The 16962-nt window shown below is 73.5% G+C and carries 14 protein-coding genes and 1 pseudogene; 3 read left to right on the top strand and 12 right to left on the bottom strand.

What is annotated here, in order from left to right; all coding sequences use genetic code 11:
- Nucleotides 1-32: 32 nt before the first annotated feature.
- From ACH4OW_RS30790 to ACH4OW_RS30770, 5 genes and pseudogenes are all read right to left on the bottom strand, one after another.
- A pseudogene (locus tag ACH4OW_RS30790) lies at nt 33-1363 on the bottom strand (hypothetical protein).
- The gene (locus ACH4OW_RS30785) at nt 1363-2331 is read right to left on the bottom strand and encodes a hypothetical protein (RefSeq protein WP_398031108.1); all 969 of its coding nucleotides are present in this window, start codon (nt 2329-2331) and stop codon (nt 1363-1365) included. Before ACH4OW_RS30785 ends, ACH4OW_RS30790 begins: the two are co-directional and overlap by 1 nt.
- 1117 nt (nt 2332-3448) lie before the next feature.
- Nucleotides 3449-4243: an LPXTG cell wall anchor domain-containing protein gene (locus ACH4OW_RS30780; RefSeq protein WP_398031067.1), complete on the bottom strand. Its 795-nt coding sequence runs from the start codon at nt 4241-4243 to the stop codon at nt 3449-3451.
- Between the two features lie 396 nt (nt 4244-4639).
- A complete protein-coding gene (locus ACH4OW_RS30775; protein ID WP_360126946.1) occupies nt 4640-5140 on the bottom strand; it encodes an ATP-binding protein in 501 nt (166 codons plus the stop codon).
- Between the two features lie 181 nt (nt 5141-5321).
- Nucleotides 5322-5690: an STAS domain-containing protein gene (locus ACH4OW_RS30770; RefSeq protein ID WP_360126949.1), complete on the bottom strand. Its 369-nt coding sequence runs from the start codon at nt 5688-5690 to the stop codon at nt 5322-5324.
- Between the two features lie 260 nt (nt 5691-5950).
- Here ACH4OW_RS30770 and ACH4OW_RS30765 point away from each other — a divergent pair, with 260 nt between their 5' ends.
- Nucleotides 5951-6955 carry an RNA polymerase sigma factor SigF gene (locus ACH4OW_RS30765; protein ID WP_360126952.1) on the top strand — a complete coding sequence of 335 codons (1005 nt, stop codon included), beginning with the start codon at nt 5951-5953 and terminating at the stop codon, nt 6953-6955.
- A 112-nt stretch (nt 6956-7067) separates the two neighbouring features.
- Here ACH4OW_RS30765 and ACH4OW_RS30760 read toward each other — a convergent pair whose 3' ends face one another.
- Nucleotides 7068-7769, bottom strand: a complete 702-nt coding sequence (locus tag ACH4OW_RS30760) for a class I SAM-dependent methyltransferase (RefSeq protein WP_398031065.1) — start codon at nt 7767-7769, stop codon at nt 7068-7070.
- Nucleotides 7770-7900: 131 nt separating this feature from the next.
- Between ACH4OW_RS30760 and ACH4OW_RS30755 the strand changes: the two genes are divergently transcribed.
- Nucleotides 7901-9127, top strand: coding sequence for a sensor histidine kinase (locus ACH4OW_RS30755; protein WP_398031063.1), 1227 nt, complete (start codon nt 7901-7903; stop codon nt 9125-9127).
- Nucleotides 9124-9777 (top strand): response regulator, encoded by a 654-nt coding sequence (locus ACH4OW_RS30750; RefSeq protein ID WP_398031062.1) that lies wholly within the window; start codon nt 9124-9126, stop codon nt 9775-9777. Before ACH4OW_RS30755 ends, ACH4OW_RS30750 begins: the two co-directional genes overlap by 4 nt.
- Before the next feature lie 59 nt (nt 9778-9836).
- On the opposite strand, the gene ACH4OW_RS30745 is transcribed toward ACH4OW_RS30750, so the two are convergent.
- The 6 genes from ACH4OW_RS30745 to ACH4OW_RS30720 all read right to left on the bottom strand — a co-directional run bounded on the left by ACH4OW_RS30745 (nt 9837) and on the right by ACH4OW_RS30720 (nt 16962).
- Nucleotides 9837-10277, bottom strand: a complete 441-nt coding sequence (locus tag ACH4OW_RS30745) for a hypothetical protein (protein ID WP_360126964.1) — start codon at nt 10275-10277, stop codon at nt 9837-9839.
- A gap of 179 nt (nt 10278-10456) precedes the next feature.
- A complete protein-coding gene (gene hutI, locus ACH4OW_RS30740; RefSeq protein WP_398031060.1) occupies nt 10457-11662 on the bottom strand; it encodes an imidazolonepropionase in 1206 nt (401 codons plus the stop codon).
- A gap of 29 nt (nt 11663-11691) precedes the next feature.
- Nucleotides 11692-13017, bottom strand: coding sequence for a formimidoylglutamate deiminase (locus ACH4OW_RS30735; protein ID WP_360127332.1), 1326 nt, complete (start codon nt 13015-13017; stop codon nt 11692-11694).
- 71 nt (nt 13018-13088) lie between these two features.
- Nucleotides 13089-14336 carry an allantoate amidohydrolase gene (locus tag ACH4OW_RS30730; protein WP_398031059.1) on the bottom strand — a complete coding sequence of 416 codons (1248 nt, stop codon included), beginning with the start codon at nt 14334-14336 and terminating at the stop codon, nt 13089-13091.
- 149 nt (nt 14337-14485) lie between these two features.
- Entirely contained in the window at nt 14486-16144 is a 1659-nt protein-coding gene (hutU, locus tag ACH4OW_RS30725) for a urocanate hydratase (RefSeq protein ID WP_360126973.1), read from the bottom strand.
- Nucleotides 16145-16371: 227 nt separating this feature from the next.
- Nucleotides 16372-16962, bottom strand: a complete 591-nt coding sequence (locus ACH4OW_RS30720; protein ID WP_398031058.1) for a hypothetical protein — start codon at nt 16960-16962, stop codon at nt 16372-16374.

Below are 16962 nucleotides of genomic sequence, written 5' to 3'. Positions count from 1 at the left end.
CGTGCCGGGCCCTCCGGCGTACCCGGGGGCGGTCACCGCCGCGTACGCCGCCACGGGGTGAAGGCGAACACCGCGCCGCCGAGCAGCACCGCCGTACCCGCGGCGAGGGCGAGGGCGCGCAGGCCGCCGCGGTCGTCCGCACCGGTCTCCGCGAGACCGCCCGAGGTGCCGCCCGCGCTCGCCGGACCCGCGGCGCCGCCGCCCGCCGTGTTCCCGCCGGTGCCGCCACCCGTTCCGCCGCCGGCCGTGGAACCGCCCGAGGTGCCGCCCTGCTGGGCCGTGGTGTCCAGGGTGAGGGAGACGCCCGGGTCCTTCTCCGGGGTGCACGTCGTGGTCGTACCCAGCGCGTTGACGGTCAGTACGCCCGGCGTGAGCGTCGCCTTGCCGGTCGCGCCCGGCGTGTAGGTGCCTTTCAGATCGGGGATCGTGATCGGCTGCCCGGACTTGACGGGGTCCTTGTTGGCCGGGCCCTCGGCCCTGACGGATCCCTTGTCGGCGCCGCCGACCCGGACGTCCATGGACGGTTTGACCGCGCCCGCCGGGATGTCGGCCGGGCTGTCCATCACCGACTTGGCGAACGTCACCGTCAGGCCGTAGCCGCCGCCCTTCTTGACGGCGTCGATCCGCACCGGGGAAGTGGCCTTCTTGTCGCCGATGGGCGTCTTGCAGGCGTACGGGACCGGGACCTGCCGGCCCTCGTAGGAGGTACCGCCGGGGTCGCCACCGCCTCCGTTGGAGCCACCGGAGGCGGTCGAGCCACCGGCATCTCCGCCGGTCGTGCCGCCTCCGCTCGTGGAACTGCCTCCGCTCGTGCCGCCGCCGTCCGTGACCTTGATCGTGGCGGCCGGCTTCACCACCTCCTTGGGCGTGCACTTCGTGTCCGTGGAGATCGGCTTGTTGACGTTGATGTTGTAGAAGCCGGGCGTCAGGGTGACCTCGCCGGGCTTGTCCAGCTTCAAGGTGCCCTTCATGTCCGACAGCTTCATCGGGCTGTTCTTCGGGATCGGCGGGTTCTGCCGCGGCCCCCGCACGCCCAGTTCGCCGCTCTGCGCGCCGCCCACCGTGATCTTCCCGCTGGGCTGCACGGTGTCCTTGCCCAGTCGAGTACGCCGGGATTCGCGGAAGCGGCCTCGACCGTCCTCCAGACCACCTCCACCTCGTCGCCGACCTTCGCCGTCGCGGGCGCGGTCACCGCCACCTTGGTGGTGCCCTGGATCGCGGGAAGCCCCGAGATCGGCGGCGGTACGCACTCGGTCCGGTACGCCGCCTCCGCGGCCCCGGCCGGCCCCGCGGCCGCCAGGATTCCCGCACCGGCGAGCACCAGGGCGGCCCCGCCCGCGCTCGCTCTCCTGCGTTGCCTCATCACGTGGACCCTTTCGAAGTCGGCGGGTCGTCCGGTGTGGACGTGGTGGCGGACGGTGCGGTGTCCGGGGTGAACCACGGGAGGGTGGCGGCGGCCTCGCCGTCCGCCGGGGGCGGTCGCCGGGGCTTGGGGGCGCGCCTGCGGGCACGAACGGCGCCCTGGCGCGGCCGTACGCGGTCGACGACCGCCATGCCCGCGCGGAAGACCGCGGTCGGCACGACGACGCACAGCAGGACCCAGAACAGCGTCACGCCCCACGGCCGTCCGACGCCCCAGGGCTGCTCGGCCAGTACCTTGCCGCCGTACTTGAGCGACACCAGGTAGTCGCCGTGCGCGCCGGACGGCAGCTCCACCGGCAGTCTGATCTGCTGTTTCCGCCCGGCCGGCACGGTGCCCCGCCACTGCCGCTCCTCCCACTGCGGCGCGTAGACGCCGTGCGAGGTGCCGACCTGGAAGACGGGGTCCTTGGCGGGGGACGGGCCCAGGTTGCCCACGGTCAGCACGAGGTCGCGCCGGGCCGGCGCGCCGAACCAGGTCAGCAGACCGCTGGAGCCCTCCAGGCGCGGCGGGGCCAGGACGCTCAGCCGCCCGCCGGAGTCTTCCTGGGGCAGCGGCGCGACCGGGTGGCCCGCGACCCGGAAGGCGGCGTCCGCGGTGGCGGCCCGGCCGGTCACCGTCGCGGCGTGGACGACGCACGGGCAGGGCTTGGGCGGCTCGGCGACCGGGAGGGCCTTGCGGAAGGAGCCGTCCGGGCCGGTGGTCACGGCGCGGCCGTCGCCGTTGGCGCAGGCGTTGGTGCCGCCGATCATGTTCTGTCCGCAGATGAGCAGGGTCAGGAGTGTCTTGGGCCGCCACCCCCGGCCGGTCACGGTGACGGTGCCGCCCTTGCCTGCCTCCTGCGGGGACACCTGGATGGCGGGATCGGAGGTGGAGGTGGCAGCCGCGGCGGACGCGTCCGGCGCGGGCAGGGCGCAGAAGAGGGTGAGGGCGAGGGCGAGGAGGGTGGTGAAGGCCGCGGGCGTACGGGGGACGGACGTACGGGGGGTTGCGGGCGTATGGGGGGCTCTGCGCGGCGCTCGGGGCCGGCTGCGCCCCGCGCTCGTACCGGCGCCAGGGCCCGTGCCACCACTCCCCGCGCGCCGCCTGCGCCGCCGCACGCGCCACGCCGCCACGCCCGCCAGCAGCCCTGCGGGCGGCAGCGCGGCGGCGGCCCACGGCGCCGACGTGTACGTGGCCTCAGCCGTCCCGCGCGCGCCGCCCGCGGCTGTGACCGTCAGCCGTACGTTCACCGAGTCCAGCACGGGCGGGTCGGGCCACGGCTCGGTCAGTGCCACCCTGCGGCCCGGCGGCAAGGTGACGGGCAGGGCCCGAGCGGCGCGGCGCAGGGCCGGGCCGAAGAGGCCGTCGGCGTGCACCGCGAGCCGGGGCGCGAGCGTGGTGTTACCTCGGTTGACCAGCACATACCGGATGACCGCCGCGCTTTCCTCGCGCTCCACCGACACGTCCTCGACGCTCAGCGCGGCCAGCGCGGGCCCGGTCACCCTCAGGTGCACCCGGACACCGGCCTCCTTGCCGCCGCCCTCGGCGACGATCGCGGCGGTGTGGTCGCCCGGCACCGCGTCCCCGGGGACGGTCACGGTGAAGGGCACGTCCGCCCGGGTGCGCGGCGGCACCCGTACCCGCTCCGCCGCCGTCGAGATCCAGCCACCCGGCCCCGTCGTCCCGCCGCGCAGCCGGAGCGCCACCGTCCTGCCGGTGGGGTTGGTGAGCGAGAGCCTGTCCTCCAGGACCGCCCCGGGCGCGCCTTCCAGGTAGAAGTACGGGCGGTCCTGGGCGCTCGGGCGAGCGCCGCCGGAAGCCGGCGCGGCGGACCACTGCGCGCCCTCCGGGGCCGTGGCCGGCGCGGCGGACGCGCCGGCCGGGCACAGCAGGGCGACGGCGGTCGCGAGGACTGCGCAGGTGACCACCGCGCGGGTACGGGACGGCATCGGCGGCTCCTGGGGCTGGTGCTCGTGCTGTGCTCGTACGCGGGCGGGAGCGCCGGCGGGCGGGGAGCGCGTGCCGCGTCCCTGCACCGTCCGGGACCTACGCGCGCTTCTGGTTGCGCCGCGTCAGCCAGAGCACGCCCGCCGCGCCCGTGAGGAGCACCGTGCCGCCCAGCGTGCCGAGGGCGACGGCGGAGTCGGCCGGGCCGGTCTGCGGCAGCTCGCCGCCGCCCGAGGTGCCCGCCGATCCCCCGGTGCTCCCGGAACCGCCGCCGGTCCCTCCGGTGGAACCGCCGGAATCGCCCCCGCCCGTACCGCCGGAACCACCCGTTCCGCCCGTACCCCCGCCCGTTCCGCCCGATGCCTTGACGTCCAGGGAGAGCGCGGGCTTCGGGTTGTTCACCGGGGTGCAGGTGGTGGTCGTACCGAGGGCCTTGATGGTGAGCGTGGAGGCGGTGAAGGTGACCTTGCCGCTCTGCTTGGGCGTGTACGTCCCGCTCAGGTCACTGATCTTGATGGGCGTGTTGGCGGGGATCGCCTTGTCGTTGGGCGGTCCCGACACGGGCACGGTGCCGCTCTCCGCGCCGCCCAGCTTGATGAGCGCGCTCGGCTTCATGGCGCCCGCGCCCAGTTCGACGGGGCTGGAGGAGACGCCTTTCTGGAACGACATCACGAGCCGGTACGCGCTGCCGCTGCGGGTGCTCTTGATGTCGATGGGCGAGACCGCGCCCTTGTTACCGATCGGCGTCTTGCACTGGTAGTTGACGTCCACGACATCGGCCTGCGCGGCCGGCGCGGCGAGCAGGACCACGGACCCCGCCGTCAGCGCCACGGCCGCGGCCAGGCCGGCCGCGCGGCGGGGGCGCGTGGCGTGCTGTTCGTAGAAGCGGGCCACCTTGAGTTCCCCTTCTCGCGGGTTGCGCGCCGCCCGATGTTACTGACGGCACATCAGATCGGTCGCTCAAGGTACGCCGGGGACCTTGCCGAGGGAAGTCAAAGAACAGGCCGGATCGGTACGGCGCGGGGCGCGAGAGGGGCGTGGGACCCGTAGCAGGGCTGGGACGCGTAACAGGGCTGAGACGCGTAGCGGGGCTGGGGCGTGCTTACGGATCAGCCCTAGGTACACAGGGGCCGGGGGCGCGCCAAGGGCGGGCCCGTACGCCGATGCGCCCTGCCGTCAGCCGTACACCGAGGGCCACAGGATCGAGGGCCACAGGGTCGCGCGACGACCCCGCGCAACGCGCGCCGCCCCCGTGGGACGGCGCGAACAAGGGCCCCTGACCAGGGGCCCTTAAGAGGGAGCCGCGAGCTCCGCCCACACGGTCTTGCCCGTGCCGTCCGGGTTGCGTACGACACCCCAGTCCAGACACAGCCGCTGCACGATGAACATGCCGTGGCCGCCGGGCCGCCCGGCCCGGTGCGGGGTGCGCGGCGCGGGCGAGCCCGCGCCCAGGTCCGTCACTTCGAGGCGCAGCACCTTGGCATTGACGCGCAGCCGCAGCTCCTCCGGCCCCTCGGCGTGCAGGCAGGCGTTGGTGACCAGTTCGGAGACGACGAGCAGGACGTCCTCGGCGGCCGCCCGCTGGTCGGCGCCGTCGGCCGGCAGCCAGCCCCAGTCGTGGAGTGCCTGCCGGGCGAAGTCACGGGCCCGCGCGACGGCTCCCTGCACACCCGACAGGCGCAGCCTGCGGATCTGGCCGGCCGGCGCGGCAGCCGGGGAGGCGGAGGGAGCGCCGGCGTTGCCCGGCTCCGGGCCGAGGTCGCCCGGCGGGTACGGCCGGGTGGTGCTCATCAGCGCTTCACCTCACCGATTCGCCATTTCACGGATAGCGGTTACCTGACAGATTCAACAGATTCAGATGTCTCCTGCCCGACGGGACCGTGAGAACACCCACTTCTTGGGTACGGAAGTTGTGACGCGGGCAACGTGTTCGGGAGGAACCCCCCGAAGTGCCCTGCCGGCGCCGCCACCGTCAGTCGGCGAGAGCCGTGTCGAGGGAGTCGTGCACCGTGAAGACGGCGTCCGCACCAGTGATCTCGAAGACCCGGGCCACCACCGGTTGCATTCCGGCCAGATGCACCCCGCCCCCTTCGGCCTCCGCCTTCAGGCGGGCGCCGAGCAGGACGTTGAGCCCGGTGGAGTCCATGAACTCCAGTGGCGAGCAGTCGACGACCAGTCGCGCGAACCCGTCGGCGACACAGCCTTCGAGTGCTTCGCGCAACAGCTCCGCCGTGTGGTGATCCAGCTCACCAGCGACGGTCACGATCGCGCTGGCACCTTGATGCCGGATCGCGACATTGAGCCGTCCCCGGCTGGCACTGCCGACCGTCCCGCGGTCCATGCGTGCGCACCCCTCTTGCTGTCTCGGCGTCTGATTGCTTACGACTGCGCTGACCGAACACTACGCCTTCAATACACACAGCCGGTACCCGAACAGTACGCAATTTCCATCAAACCCGGACAACACGCACTTGCCATCTTCCGGCAAAGCCAGGTAGGCGTAGAAGGACACATTCGAAACGGCCGGCTTTGGAGGCGCCGCACACCGCAGCTTCACGTAGAGGCATCGGCAGCCATATGCCGAGAACGATGGAGGACAACATGTCACCCCGGCTCGACGAATTGCGCACCGAAGACACCACGGCGAACGCGTCGTCGACTCCCTTGTCAGACCCCCTGGCGGAGGCCGCCCTCACCGAGGCCGTCCTGTCCGAGGCCACCCTGCCCGACCAGTCCGAACAGTCTCATTCCCCGCAGAACGCATCCGAATCGTCCGAACCGGGCGCGACGGGAATTCCGGAGATCGACGGACTGCCCGAGATCCCCCCGTACGACGAGGTGGGGCCGCTGGACGCGCGGGCCCTTTCCAAGACCCTCTTCGAGCGCCTGGAGTCGCTGGAGGAAGGCACCCACGAATTCGCGTACGTCCGCAATACCCTGGTCGAACTCAACCTCGCCCTGGTCAAGTTCGCGGCCTCCCGGTTCCGCTCCCGCAGCGAGCCCATGGAGGACATCGTCCAGGTCGGCACCATCGGCCTGATCAAGGCGATAGACCGCTTCGAACTCAGCCGCGGCGTGGAGTTCCCGACGTTCGCCATGCCGACCATCGTCGGCGAGATCAAGCGCTTCTTCCGCGACACCAGCTGGTCGGTACGGGTCCCCAGGCGCCTGCAGGAACTGCGCCTCGACCTCGCCAAGGCCGGTGACGAACTGGCGCAGAAGCTGGACCGGTCCCCCACGGTGAGCGAGCTCGCCGAACGCCTCGGCATCACCAACGAGGAGGTCGTCGAGGGCATGGCCGCGAGCAACGCCTACACGGCCAGCTCGCTGGACGCCCAGCCGGAGGAGGACGACAACGAGGGCGCGCTGGCCGACCGCATCGGCTACGAGGACCACGGCCTCGAAGGCATCGAGTACGTCGAGTCGCTCAAGCCGCTGATCGCCGAGCTGCCCCCGCGTGACCGCAAGATCCTCTCGCTCCGCTTCGTCGCCAACATGACGCAGTCGGAGATCGGCGAGGAGCTGAACATCTCTCAGATGCACGTGTCGCGGCTGCTGTCGCGCACGCTGGTCAAGCTCCGCAAGGGGCTGATGGTCGAGGAGTGAGCTCCCGCGGCCGCCTCGCGGTCGCTGCCGGCCCGAACCGCCGGCAACCGCCCGCGTGGAAGAGGGCCCGCCCCGATCGTTCGGGACGGGCCCTCCTCTGCTTTCCGGGCTTCTAGGCCGGCCTCGCGCCCTCGGGGGCGCGCAAGTGGTGGACGTGCGCCGGGGGCAGATTGCGCCACACCGTGCTGCGGCCCCGCCCGTACCGTTCCGCGTACTCGGCCAGGACTCCCGCCACCGCGCGGTGGCGCGCGGCCTCGGAACGGCTCGCGGCCAGCGAGCGGGCGGCGGCGGTGCCCAGGTAGCCGAAGTAGGTCAGATGCCCGCCGGGCACGAGCGCGGACAGGTAGCGCTCCAGGATCGTACGGACCTCTTCGGGGTCGAAGTTGGTGAACGGCAGGCAGGAGACGACCGCGTCGTAGCGGCGGTCCAGCGGGACGTCGGTGATCGAGCCGGGGACGATCCGTATGCGGCCGGCCGCCGCGGCCAGGGCGGGGTCCGTGCGCAGCGCGCCGCCGAGGACCGCCACGAAGCGGGGGTTGATCTCCACCACGTCCAGGTGGTCTGCGGGCCGCAGCAGCGCGGCCAGCGCCCTGGTGACCGGCCCGGTACCCGCCCCGGCCTCCAGTACGGCGGCGGGGCGGCCGAGTTGCCGCAGCTCGCGGGCGAGCGGCGCGGCCAGGCGGGCCGCCAGCCGCTGGCCGCTGGCGGCCACGGCACCGGTGGTGTGCGGCGTGCGGACCGCCTCCCGGAGGAACCGGAAGGGGCCGGTGGCGGCGGGGGCGGCAGAGGCCGCTGGGGCTGGTGTCGCGTTCATGAGGGTGACGCTAGGAAGCGCCGGGACGCGGCGGATCGGCCGTTGTGCGAGGGGCACCCCGTACGAAAGTAGGGGGCCGGGACGGCCGTGGGTCGAATGTCCGTGCCCACCCAGAGCCCTATGCTCGTCGCGTGCTGAGGGCGACGAAACGGGTCATGGCGAACCTCGGGGTGACAAACCCGGGCACGCTCGGCCTGGAGCGGACGAAGCGGGCCTGGCCCTGGGGGGCCGAGGTACTGCTGCTGGCCGCCATCGTGCAGGAGGCCGGTCAGGAGGCGTACATCAGCGCGGGCGGGACCCTGCTGAGTCCGCAGGTCGCCGCGGCCGTCGCCGGGTCGCTGACGGTGGCGCTGCGCTACCGGTACCCGGCAGTCGCCCTGATCTGCACGGTCGCGCTGGCCGCCGGCCTCGGGATGGTGCTGCCGCTGCTGGTCGTGCTCTTCCACCAGGTCGCCGGCGGGCGGCTGGTCGTCCCGTTCCTGGGCGCCGCCGTGGCGCTGGCCGGCAACGCGGTCGTGCAGCCGCCGCAAAGCCTGTGGGCGAGCCGTTCGTACGGCCCCCTGCTCCCCTTGGGCATCGTGCTCGCGCTGGGCCTGTGGGCGGGCAGCAGGCGGCGCCTGGAGGCCGCCCTCGCCGCGCGCGTCGAACAGCTGCGGGTCGAGCGGGAGCTGCGCGCCGAACAGGCCAGGCTCACCGAACGCGCCCGTATCGCCGCCGAGATGCACGATGTCCTCGCCCACCGGCTGACCGTCCTGGCCCTGCACACCGGCGCGTTGCAACGGCGCGCCGCCACCCTGCCGGAACCGGTCGCGGACCGCCTCGCACTGCTGCGGACCACCTCCACGGAGGCGCTGGGCGACCTGCGGGACGTACTGGGCGCCCTGCGCGACACCGGCGGACAGCCGGGGCAGGCGGCACCGGACGCCTCCCGGGTGCCGGGGCTGCGGGAGTTGCCCGCGCTGCTGGACGAGGCGCGCGCGGCCGGGCAGGCCGTCGAGGCCCGTATCGAGGGCGACGGCCGGCAGTTGCCCGCCAGCCAGCGCCTCGCCGTACACCGGCTCGTCCAGGAGGCCCTGACCAACGCCCGCAAACACGCGCCGGGCGCGCTCGTACGGGTCTCGGTGCGCTACGGGTCGCACGAGTCCGCCGTAGAGGTCGTCAACGCGGCCGGCAGCCCGGAAGCCGAGCCTCCGGTGACCGGCGTACCGAGCGGCTACGGCCTGATCGGGCTGGCCGAGCGGATGTCCGCGCTGGGCGGCACCCTGGAGTACGGCCCGGTGGCAGGCGGCGGGTGGCGGCTCGCCGCGACCGTACCGACGGTCCCCGAACCGGACCCACCGACAACTGGAGCGACATGATCCGCATGCTGGTCGCCGACGACGACCACCTGGTCCGGCTCGCGCTGACCGACATCCTCGGCGACGCCCCCGGCATCACCGTCGCGGCCGAGGCGTCGGACGGCGCCGAAGCCGTCGAACTGGCCCGCGCCCACCGGATCGACGTCGCGCTGATGGACATCCGCATGCCGCGCATGGACGGCATCGCCGCCACCGCCCAGCTCCGCAGGCTCCCGCAGCCCCCGGACGTCGTCGTACTGACCACCTTCGACCTGGACCAGTACGTGTACGACGCGCTCGCCGCCGGCGCCTCGGGATTCCTGCTCAAGGACAGCGAACCGGCGGAGATCATCCGCGCGGTGCGGGTGGTGGCCGAGGGCCAGGCGATGCTGCACCCCACGGCCGCCCGCCGCCTGATCGACCGCTACCACCGCACGACCACCCGCAACACCCCGGACGCCCGCTCCCGCATCGCACGCCTCACGCCCCGCGAAACCGAGGTACTGACCCTCCTGGCCGACGGCGCGTCGAACGCGGAAATCGCGAACACCCTGTCCATGCGCGAAAGCACGGTCAAAGCCCACGTAAGCCGCATCCTGGCCACACTGGAAGTCACCAACCGGGTACAGGCGGCGCTGTGCGCGCGAGACGCGGGGGTGCCGGGAACGTGAAAGGGCCGCGCCCCGGGACCGGTGAGGTTCCGGGGCACGGCCGCTCGCTCAGCGCGTGCTTACAGCACCGTGGTGATCAGCGAGAGCGGGTTCCAGTTCTCGGTCTCCGGCTCGTCCGCCGCGAAGTAGGTGGCGGCGACCTTCACCTCGTCGCCCTTCACGAAGTGAGAGCCCTTGGCCGGCTGGAGCTTCACGTTGAGGACGCGGTCCTGGTAGTCACAGATGATCTTGTTGGCCGGGACGGTGGCCTTCGCCACCGACGTGGGGTCCGCCTTCTGGTCCACCTTGGTCATCTTGGTGACCAGCCGCCACGAGAGGCCGGTGTCGCAGGAGTACTTGACGGTCACGGACAGCGCGCCGCCGCGCAGCTGCGCCCGCTCGATCGAGATCACGTTGGCCTTGGCCGCGGCGGTCGGCGCCGTGGCCAGCGCGGCGCCGCCGAGGACGGCGACGGCGGCGGCGGTGCCGGCGATACGGGCCTTGAGACGGGTCGACTTCATGCGGATTCCTTCCCCCTGCGCGGTCACCTTGGTCGTGCACGGGAGAAACCCGAGGTTTCTCCGAGTGTGCGGGTGACTGCGGCAGTTGTTCGTGTTGAGGACCGGACATTACGTGTCCTGCGTAATGTCCGGTACGGGAACCTGCCGAAGTTGCCGGAGTTGCCGAAGTTGCTGCCGGGTCAGACGCGTACGCCGCGGTGCCAGACCTGGGAGACGAGGGGGACGCCCGGGCGGTAGGCGAGGTGGACGTGGGAGGGCGCGTCGAGGAGGGCGAGGTCGGCGCGGGCGCCGGGGGTGAGGCGGCCGATGTCGGTGCGGCGCAGGGCGGCGGCGCCGCCGGCCGTGGCGGACCAGACGGCCTCGTCGGGGGTCATTTTCATGTCCCGTACGGCGAGCGCGATGCAGAACGGCATCGAGCTGGTGAAGGACGAGCCGGGGTTGCAGTCCGTGGACAGGGCGACGGTGGCGCCCGCGTCCAGGAGGGGGCGCGCGTCGGGCCATTGCGCGCGGGTGGAGAACTCGGCGCCGGGCAGCAGCGTGGCGACGGTCGCGCTGTTGGCGAGGGCGTCGATGTCGGCGGCGTCCAGGTGGGTGCAGTGGTCGGCGGAGGCGGCGTCGAGTTCGACGGCGATCTGGACGCCGGGGCCGTGGTGGAGCTGGTTGGCGTGCACGCGGGGCGACAGGCCCTTGGCCTTGCCCGCGGTGAGGATCGCGCGGGCCTGGTCGCCGTCGAAGGCGCCCTGTTCGCAGAAGACGTCGATCCAGCGGGCGTGCGGGGCGCAGGCGTCCAGCATCGGGCCGGTGACGAGGTCGACGTAGCCGGCCGGGTCGTCGGCGTACTCGGGGGAGACGATGTGCGCGCCGAGGAAGGTGACTTCGTCGGTGTGGGCGGCGGCGATGCGCAGGGCGCGGGCCTCGTCCTCGACGTTCAGGCCGTAGCCGGACTTGGTCTCCAGGGTCGTGGTGCCCTGGCGGAGCGCTTCGGCGAGGTATGTGGCGACGTTGGCGTGCAGCTGCTCGTCGGTGGCGGCGCGGGTGGCGGCGACGGTGGTGCGGATGCCGCCGGCGGAGTAGGCGCGGCCGGACATGCGTGCGTTGAACTCGGCGGTGCGGTCGCCGCCGAAGACCAGGTGGGAGTGGGAGTCCACGAAGCCGGGGAGGGCGGCGCGGCCGCCGGCGTCGACGTGACTGTCAGTGGCGGGTGCTTTGCTTGTCGTACCGACCCAGGCAACGCGGTCGCCGTCGAGGACGACGGCCGCGTCCTGGATCAGACCGAGGGGGCCTTCGCCGAGGGAGGGGTCGTTGGTGACGAGACTGGCGATGTTGGTGATGGCGGTGGTGCGGCCGTTGGCGGCGCGCTCCGCGGCCGTGGTGCTGGGGTTCATCGTGGGGGTGCTCTCCTTCGGCCGCGGTGTCAGCCGCGTACGGCCGCGATGGCCTCGGCCAGTGCGGTGGGGACGTCGGGCACGAGCGTGTGGACTCCGTCGCGTACGACCTGGCGGCCTCCGACGACCGTATGGCGCACGTCAGCGCCGGAGGCGGCGAATACCGCCGTCTCGGCGCCCAGCCGGGGCAGCGGTCCCGCGGTGCGTACGGAGTCCAGCGCGATCGTGGTGAGGTCGGCGAGCGCGCCGCGTTCTATGGCGCCCGCCTCGTCCCAGCCCAGTGCGGCGTGTCCGTCGGCGGTGGCGGCGCGCAGCAGGGCGGCGGCGGTCCAGTGGCCGCGGGTGCGGGTGCGCAGCCGTTCGTCCAGTTCCATCGCGCGGGCCTCTTCGAAGAGGTCGATGACGGCGTGGCTGTCGCTGCCGAGCGACAGGGGGCTGCCTTCGGCCTGGAGGCGGGCGGCAGGGCCGATGCCGTCGGCGAGGTCGCGTTCGGTGGTGGGGCACATGCACACGCCGGTGGTGGCGGTGCCCAGCAGCCGGATGTCCTCGTCGGTGAGGTGGGTGGCGTGCACGGCGGTGGTGCGGCGGCCCAGGACGCCGTGCTCGGCGAGCAGCTCGGTGGGCGTGCGGCCGTGCGCCTCGCGGCAGGCGTCGTTCTCGGCGGTCTGTTCGGAGAGGTGGACGTGCAGTGGTGCCTGCCGCTGTCCGGCCCATTGGGCGACGGTGCTCAGCTGGTCGGCGGGTACGGCGCGTACGGAGTGCACGGCCGCCCCGACGCGGGCGTGCGGGCGGCCTTCCTTGAGGGCGGACGCGCGCTGGGCCCAGGCGTCCGCCGTGCCGTCGGAGAAGCGGAGCTGGTGGTGGTTGGGCGCGGCGCCGAAGCCGGAGGAGAGATAGGCGGTGTCCAGCAGGGTGATGCGGATGCCCGCTTCGTCGGCGGCGGCGATCAGGGCCTCGCCCATCGCGTTGGGGTCGTCGTAGCGGGTGCCACCGGGCCCGTGGTGGAGGTAGTGGAATTCGCCGACGCAGGTGATGCCGGTGAGCGCCATCTCCGCGTAGACGGCCCGCGCGAGCGCGAAGTAGCTGTCGGGGGTGAGCTGGGAGGCGACCTGGTACATGACTTCGCGCCAGGTCCAGAAGGTGCCGGAGCCGACCTGGACGGTGCCGCGCAGGGCCCGGTGGAAGGCGTGCGAGTGGGCGTTGGCGAGGCCGGGCAGGGTCAGGCCGCGCAGGGCGACGGCGCCGGGCGGCGGGGCCGGGACCTCGGTCCGTACGGCGGTGATGCGGCCGTCGGCCAGGTCGACGTCCACGGCCACGTCCGGTTCGACGTGCGTGCCCAGCCAGGCGTGCTCCAGCCAGTACGTCTTCGGGGCGGCCGGCCCCGGCCCGCCGCCGGGACGCGGGGTCGGCTCGGGTTCCTGCGGCGTCACCTGCACGCCAGGCCCTCCAGTACGTCGGCGAGTGCGGTCACCCCGGCGAGGCAGTCGTCCTCGGCCGCCTGTTCGGCGGGCGAGTGCGAGACGCCGGTGGGGTTGCGTACGAACAGCATGGCGGTGGGGACGGTGGCGGACAAAATACCCGCGTCGTGTCCGGCGCCGGTGCCGAGCACGGGGACCGCGCGGCCACCGGCCCGGCCGCCGCCGGGGCGGCCGTCCGCCGCCCGGGTGAGGATCGCGGCCAGCTCGTCCCGCAGCGCGTGCCCGAACTCGACCACGGGGGTGAACGATTCACGGGTGACGCGGACGTCGATACCGTCGCGCTCGCCGCGCTCGGCGGCCTCGCGCTCGATGGCGGCGACGACGGTGTCCAGCGTCTCCTGGTCGGCGGCGCGGGAGTCCAGCCAGCCGCGGACCAGCGACGGGATGGCGTTGACGCCGTTCGGCTCGACGTTGATCTTGCCGAAGGTGGCCAGTGCCCCGGCCAGCTCGGCGCTCTTGCGGGCGGCGAGCACGGTCGCGGCGTAGGTGAGCATCGGGTCGCGCCGGTCCGCCAGGCGGGTGGTGCCGGCGTGGTTGGCCTCGCCGTGGAAGTCGAACCGCCAGCGGCCGTGCGGCCAGATGGCGGAGGCGATGCCCACGGGGTCGCCGGTCAGGTCGAGCGCGCGGCCCTGTTCGACGTGCAGTTCGACGAACGCGCCGATGCGGGCGAGCCGGTCGGCGTCGGGGCCGATGGCGTCCGGGTCGTGGCCGGCCCGTTCCATGGCCTGCGGCAGCGAGGTGCCGTCGGCGTCCCGCAGCGCGTGGGCGGCCTCGGTGGTGAGCTGCCCGGCGCTGAGCCGGGAGCCGACGCAGGCCAGGCCGAAGCGGGCGCCTTCCTCGTCGCCGAAGTTGACGACGGCCAGCGGCTTGACGGGCTCCGCCCCCCTGCGGCGGAGCTCGTCGAGCGCGGCGAAGGAGGACACCACGCCGAGCGGGCCGTCGAAGGCGCCGCCGTCCGGGACGGAGTCCAGGTGGGAGCCGGTGACGACGGCCTCGCCCGGGGCCACGTCGGCGGCGGACGCGGCGCCGAGCCAGGCCCACTGGTTGCCGTTGCGGTCCTGCTCGTAGGAGAGGCCGCGGGCGCGGGCCTGGGCCTCGAACCAGGCCCGGCAGTCGGCATCGGCGCCGGTCCAGGCGTAGCGGCGGTAGCCGCCGCTGCCGGCGTCCCGGCCGATGGCGGCGAGGTCCCGCCACATCTCGTGGAAGGACGCCCCGCCTGCCCCGGAAGCGCGTGCCCCGGAAGCCCCGGAAGCGCGTGCACCGGAGGCGCCCGTCCCCGGCGTGCCCGCCGGGGCCCCGGCGGGCCCGGAAGCGCCCGCCGGTCCGGCGTTCGGTTTCGGCGAGGTCACTCGCCCTCCCGCATCGGGATGCGCACGCCGCGCTCGGCCGCGACCTCGTCGGCGCGCTCGTACCCGGCGTCGACGTGGCGGATGACGCCCATGCCAGGGTCGTTGGTCAGCACCCGGCGGATCTTCTCGCCCGCCAGCGGCGTGCCGTCGGCGACCGTGACCTGCCCGGCGTGGATCGAGCGGCCCATGCCGACGCCGCCGCCGTGGTGCAGCGACACCCACGAGGCGCCGGAGGCGACGTTGACCATGGCGTTGAGCAGCGGCCAGTCGGCGATGGCGTCGGAGCCGTCGAGCATCGCCTCGGTCTCGCGGTACGGGGAGGCCACCGAGCCGCAGTCCAGGTGGTCGCGCCCGATGGCCAGCGGCGCCTGGAGGGTGCCGTCGGCGACCATGTCGTTGAAGCGCTCGCCGGCCTTGTCGCGCTCGCCGTAGCCGAGCCAGCAGATCCGGGCCGGCAGGCCCTGGAAGTGCACCCGCTCGCCGGCCAGCTTGATCCAGCGGGCGAGGGACTCGTTCTCGGGGAAGAGGTCCAGGATCGCCCGGTCGGTGGCCGCGATGTCCTTGGGGTCGCCGGACAGCGCCGCCCAGCGGAACGGCCCCTTGCCCTCGGCGAACAGCGGGCGGATGTAGGCGGGCACGAAGCCGGGGAAGGCGAAGGCGCGCTTGTACCCGGCGAGTTCGGCCTCGCCGCGGATGGAGTTGCCGTAGTCGAAGACCTCGGCGCCGGCGTCCATGAAGCCGACCATGGCCTCCACGTGCCGGGCCATCGACTCGCGGGCCCGGCGGGTGAAGTCGGCGGGCTGCTCGGCCGCGTAGGCGGCCATGTCCGCGAAGTCCACGCCGGTGGGGAGGTAGGCGAGGGGGTCGTGGGCGGAGGTCTGGTCGGTGACGATGTCGATCGGCGCGCCGTCGGCGAGCATCCGCGGCAGCAGGTCCGCGGCATTGCCCAGCAGGCCGATGGACAGCGGTTTGCGCTGGTCACGGGCTTCTACGGCGAGCTGCAGCGCGTGCTGGAGGCTGTCCGCCTTGACGTCCAGGTAGCGGTGTTCGATGCGCCGCTCGATGGCGCGCGGGTCGCAGTCGATACAGATGGCGACGCCGTCGTTCATCGTGACGGCGAGCGGCTGGGCGCCGCCCATGCCGCCGAGCCCGGCGGTGAGCGTGATCGTCCCGGCGAGCGAGCCGTTGAACTTCTTCGCGGCGACGGCGGCGAACGTCTCGTACGTGCCCTGGAGGATGCCCTGCGTGCCGATGTAGATCCACGAGCCGGCGGTCATCTGCCCGTACATGGTCAGGCCGAGGGCCTCCAGGCGCCGGAACTCCTCCCAGTTGGCCCAGTCGCCCACCAGGTTGGAGTTGGCGATCAGCACCCGCGGCGCCCACTCGTGCGTCTGCATGACGCCGACCGGCCGGCCGGACTGGACGAGCATCGTCTCGTCCTGCTTGAGCGTGGTCAGGGTGCGCACCATCGCGTCGAAGGAGCGCCAGTCGCGGGCGGCCTTGCCGGTGCCGCCGTAGACGACGAGCTGGTCCGGGTGCTCGGCGACCTCCGGGTCGAGATTGTTCTGCAGCATGCGCAGCGCGGCTTCCTGCTGCCATCCCCGGGCGCTCAGTTCCGTACCGCGCGGTGCCCGCACGGGTCGCGGTCCCGACATGGGCCGTGCCTCCCTGACGTCGATGCGAGTGGATCGGGCGATGCGCGCGAAGGAGACGCACGGCATCTGGATCGAGCTATTCACATCTTGGGGCGTTGAATAGGGCTAGTCAACAGGTCGGCGCGTATCGCCCGCCGCCCCGACCCGCCGAACCGGCCTACCGGCCCGACCCGCCGAACGGCCTACCGACCCGCCCCGACCCGCCGACTACGCCTACCGGCCCCCGCTCAGCCCACCGTCTGGTCCCCGTCCGGCACGTCCGCCACCGTGACCTTCGCGCGCGGCTGTCCCAGGCCGTCCGCCACCGCCGCCGCCAGGCCCTCGGGGTCGGGCTCCGCCGGGAACGGCACGCTCTCCCCGTCCCCGTAGCTCTCGATCGCCTTGGTGAAGTAGCCGGGCAGCCAGGCGCCGACCGCGCCCCTGACCTCCACCGCGGTCACGTCCCGGCCGCCCACCCGGTCCCGCAGGGCGGCGAGGATGCGGTCGGAGCGGTACTCCCCCGGCACCTGGAACAGGCTGGCGTGCGCGCCCGCCAGGCCGCCGCCCGCGAGGCGGACCGTCACGGTCAGGCAGCTGGTCACGCTCGGGTAGAACAGCGTGCCGCCGGGGCCGGTCTCGCCGACCTGCCCCTCGGTGATCCGGACGGCCGAGGCCGCCCGGCCGGACGCGGGGGCGCCCGCCGCCACGGCCGTGCCCGCGCCCGCCCCCGTTCCGGCCTGCAACGCCAGCACCGCGACCGGCACGGCCAGCAGCCGCGCCGCCGTCCCCCGCCACCCGTGCCGCCCGCTCCCGCCGCCCGGTATTCCCTTGGTGTACAA

The sequence above is a fragment of the Streptomyces sp. NPDC017056 genome, assembly GCF_044332485.1.
Classification (GTDB): Bacteria; Actinomycetota; Actinomycetes; order Streptomycetales; family Streptomycetaceae; genus Streptomyces.
The sequence above is the reverse complement of the archived record's forward strand: the minus strand, read 5'-3'. Positions and strand labels throughout refer to the sequence as shown.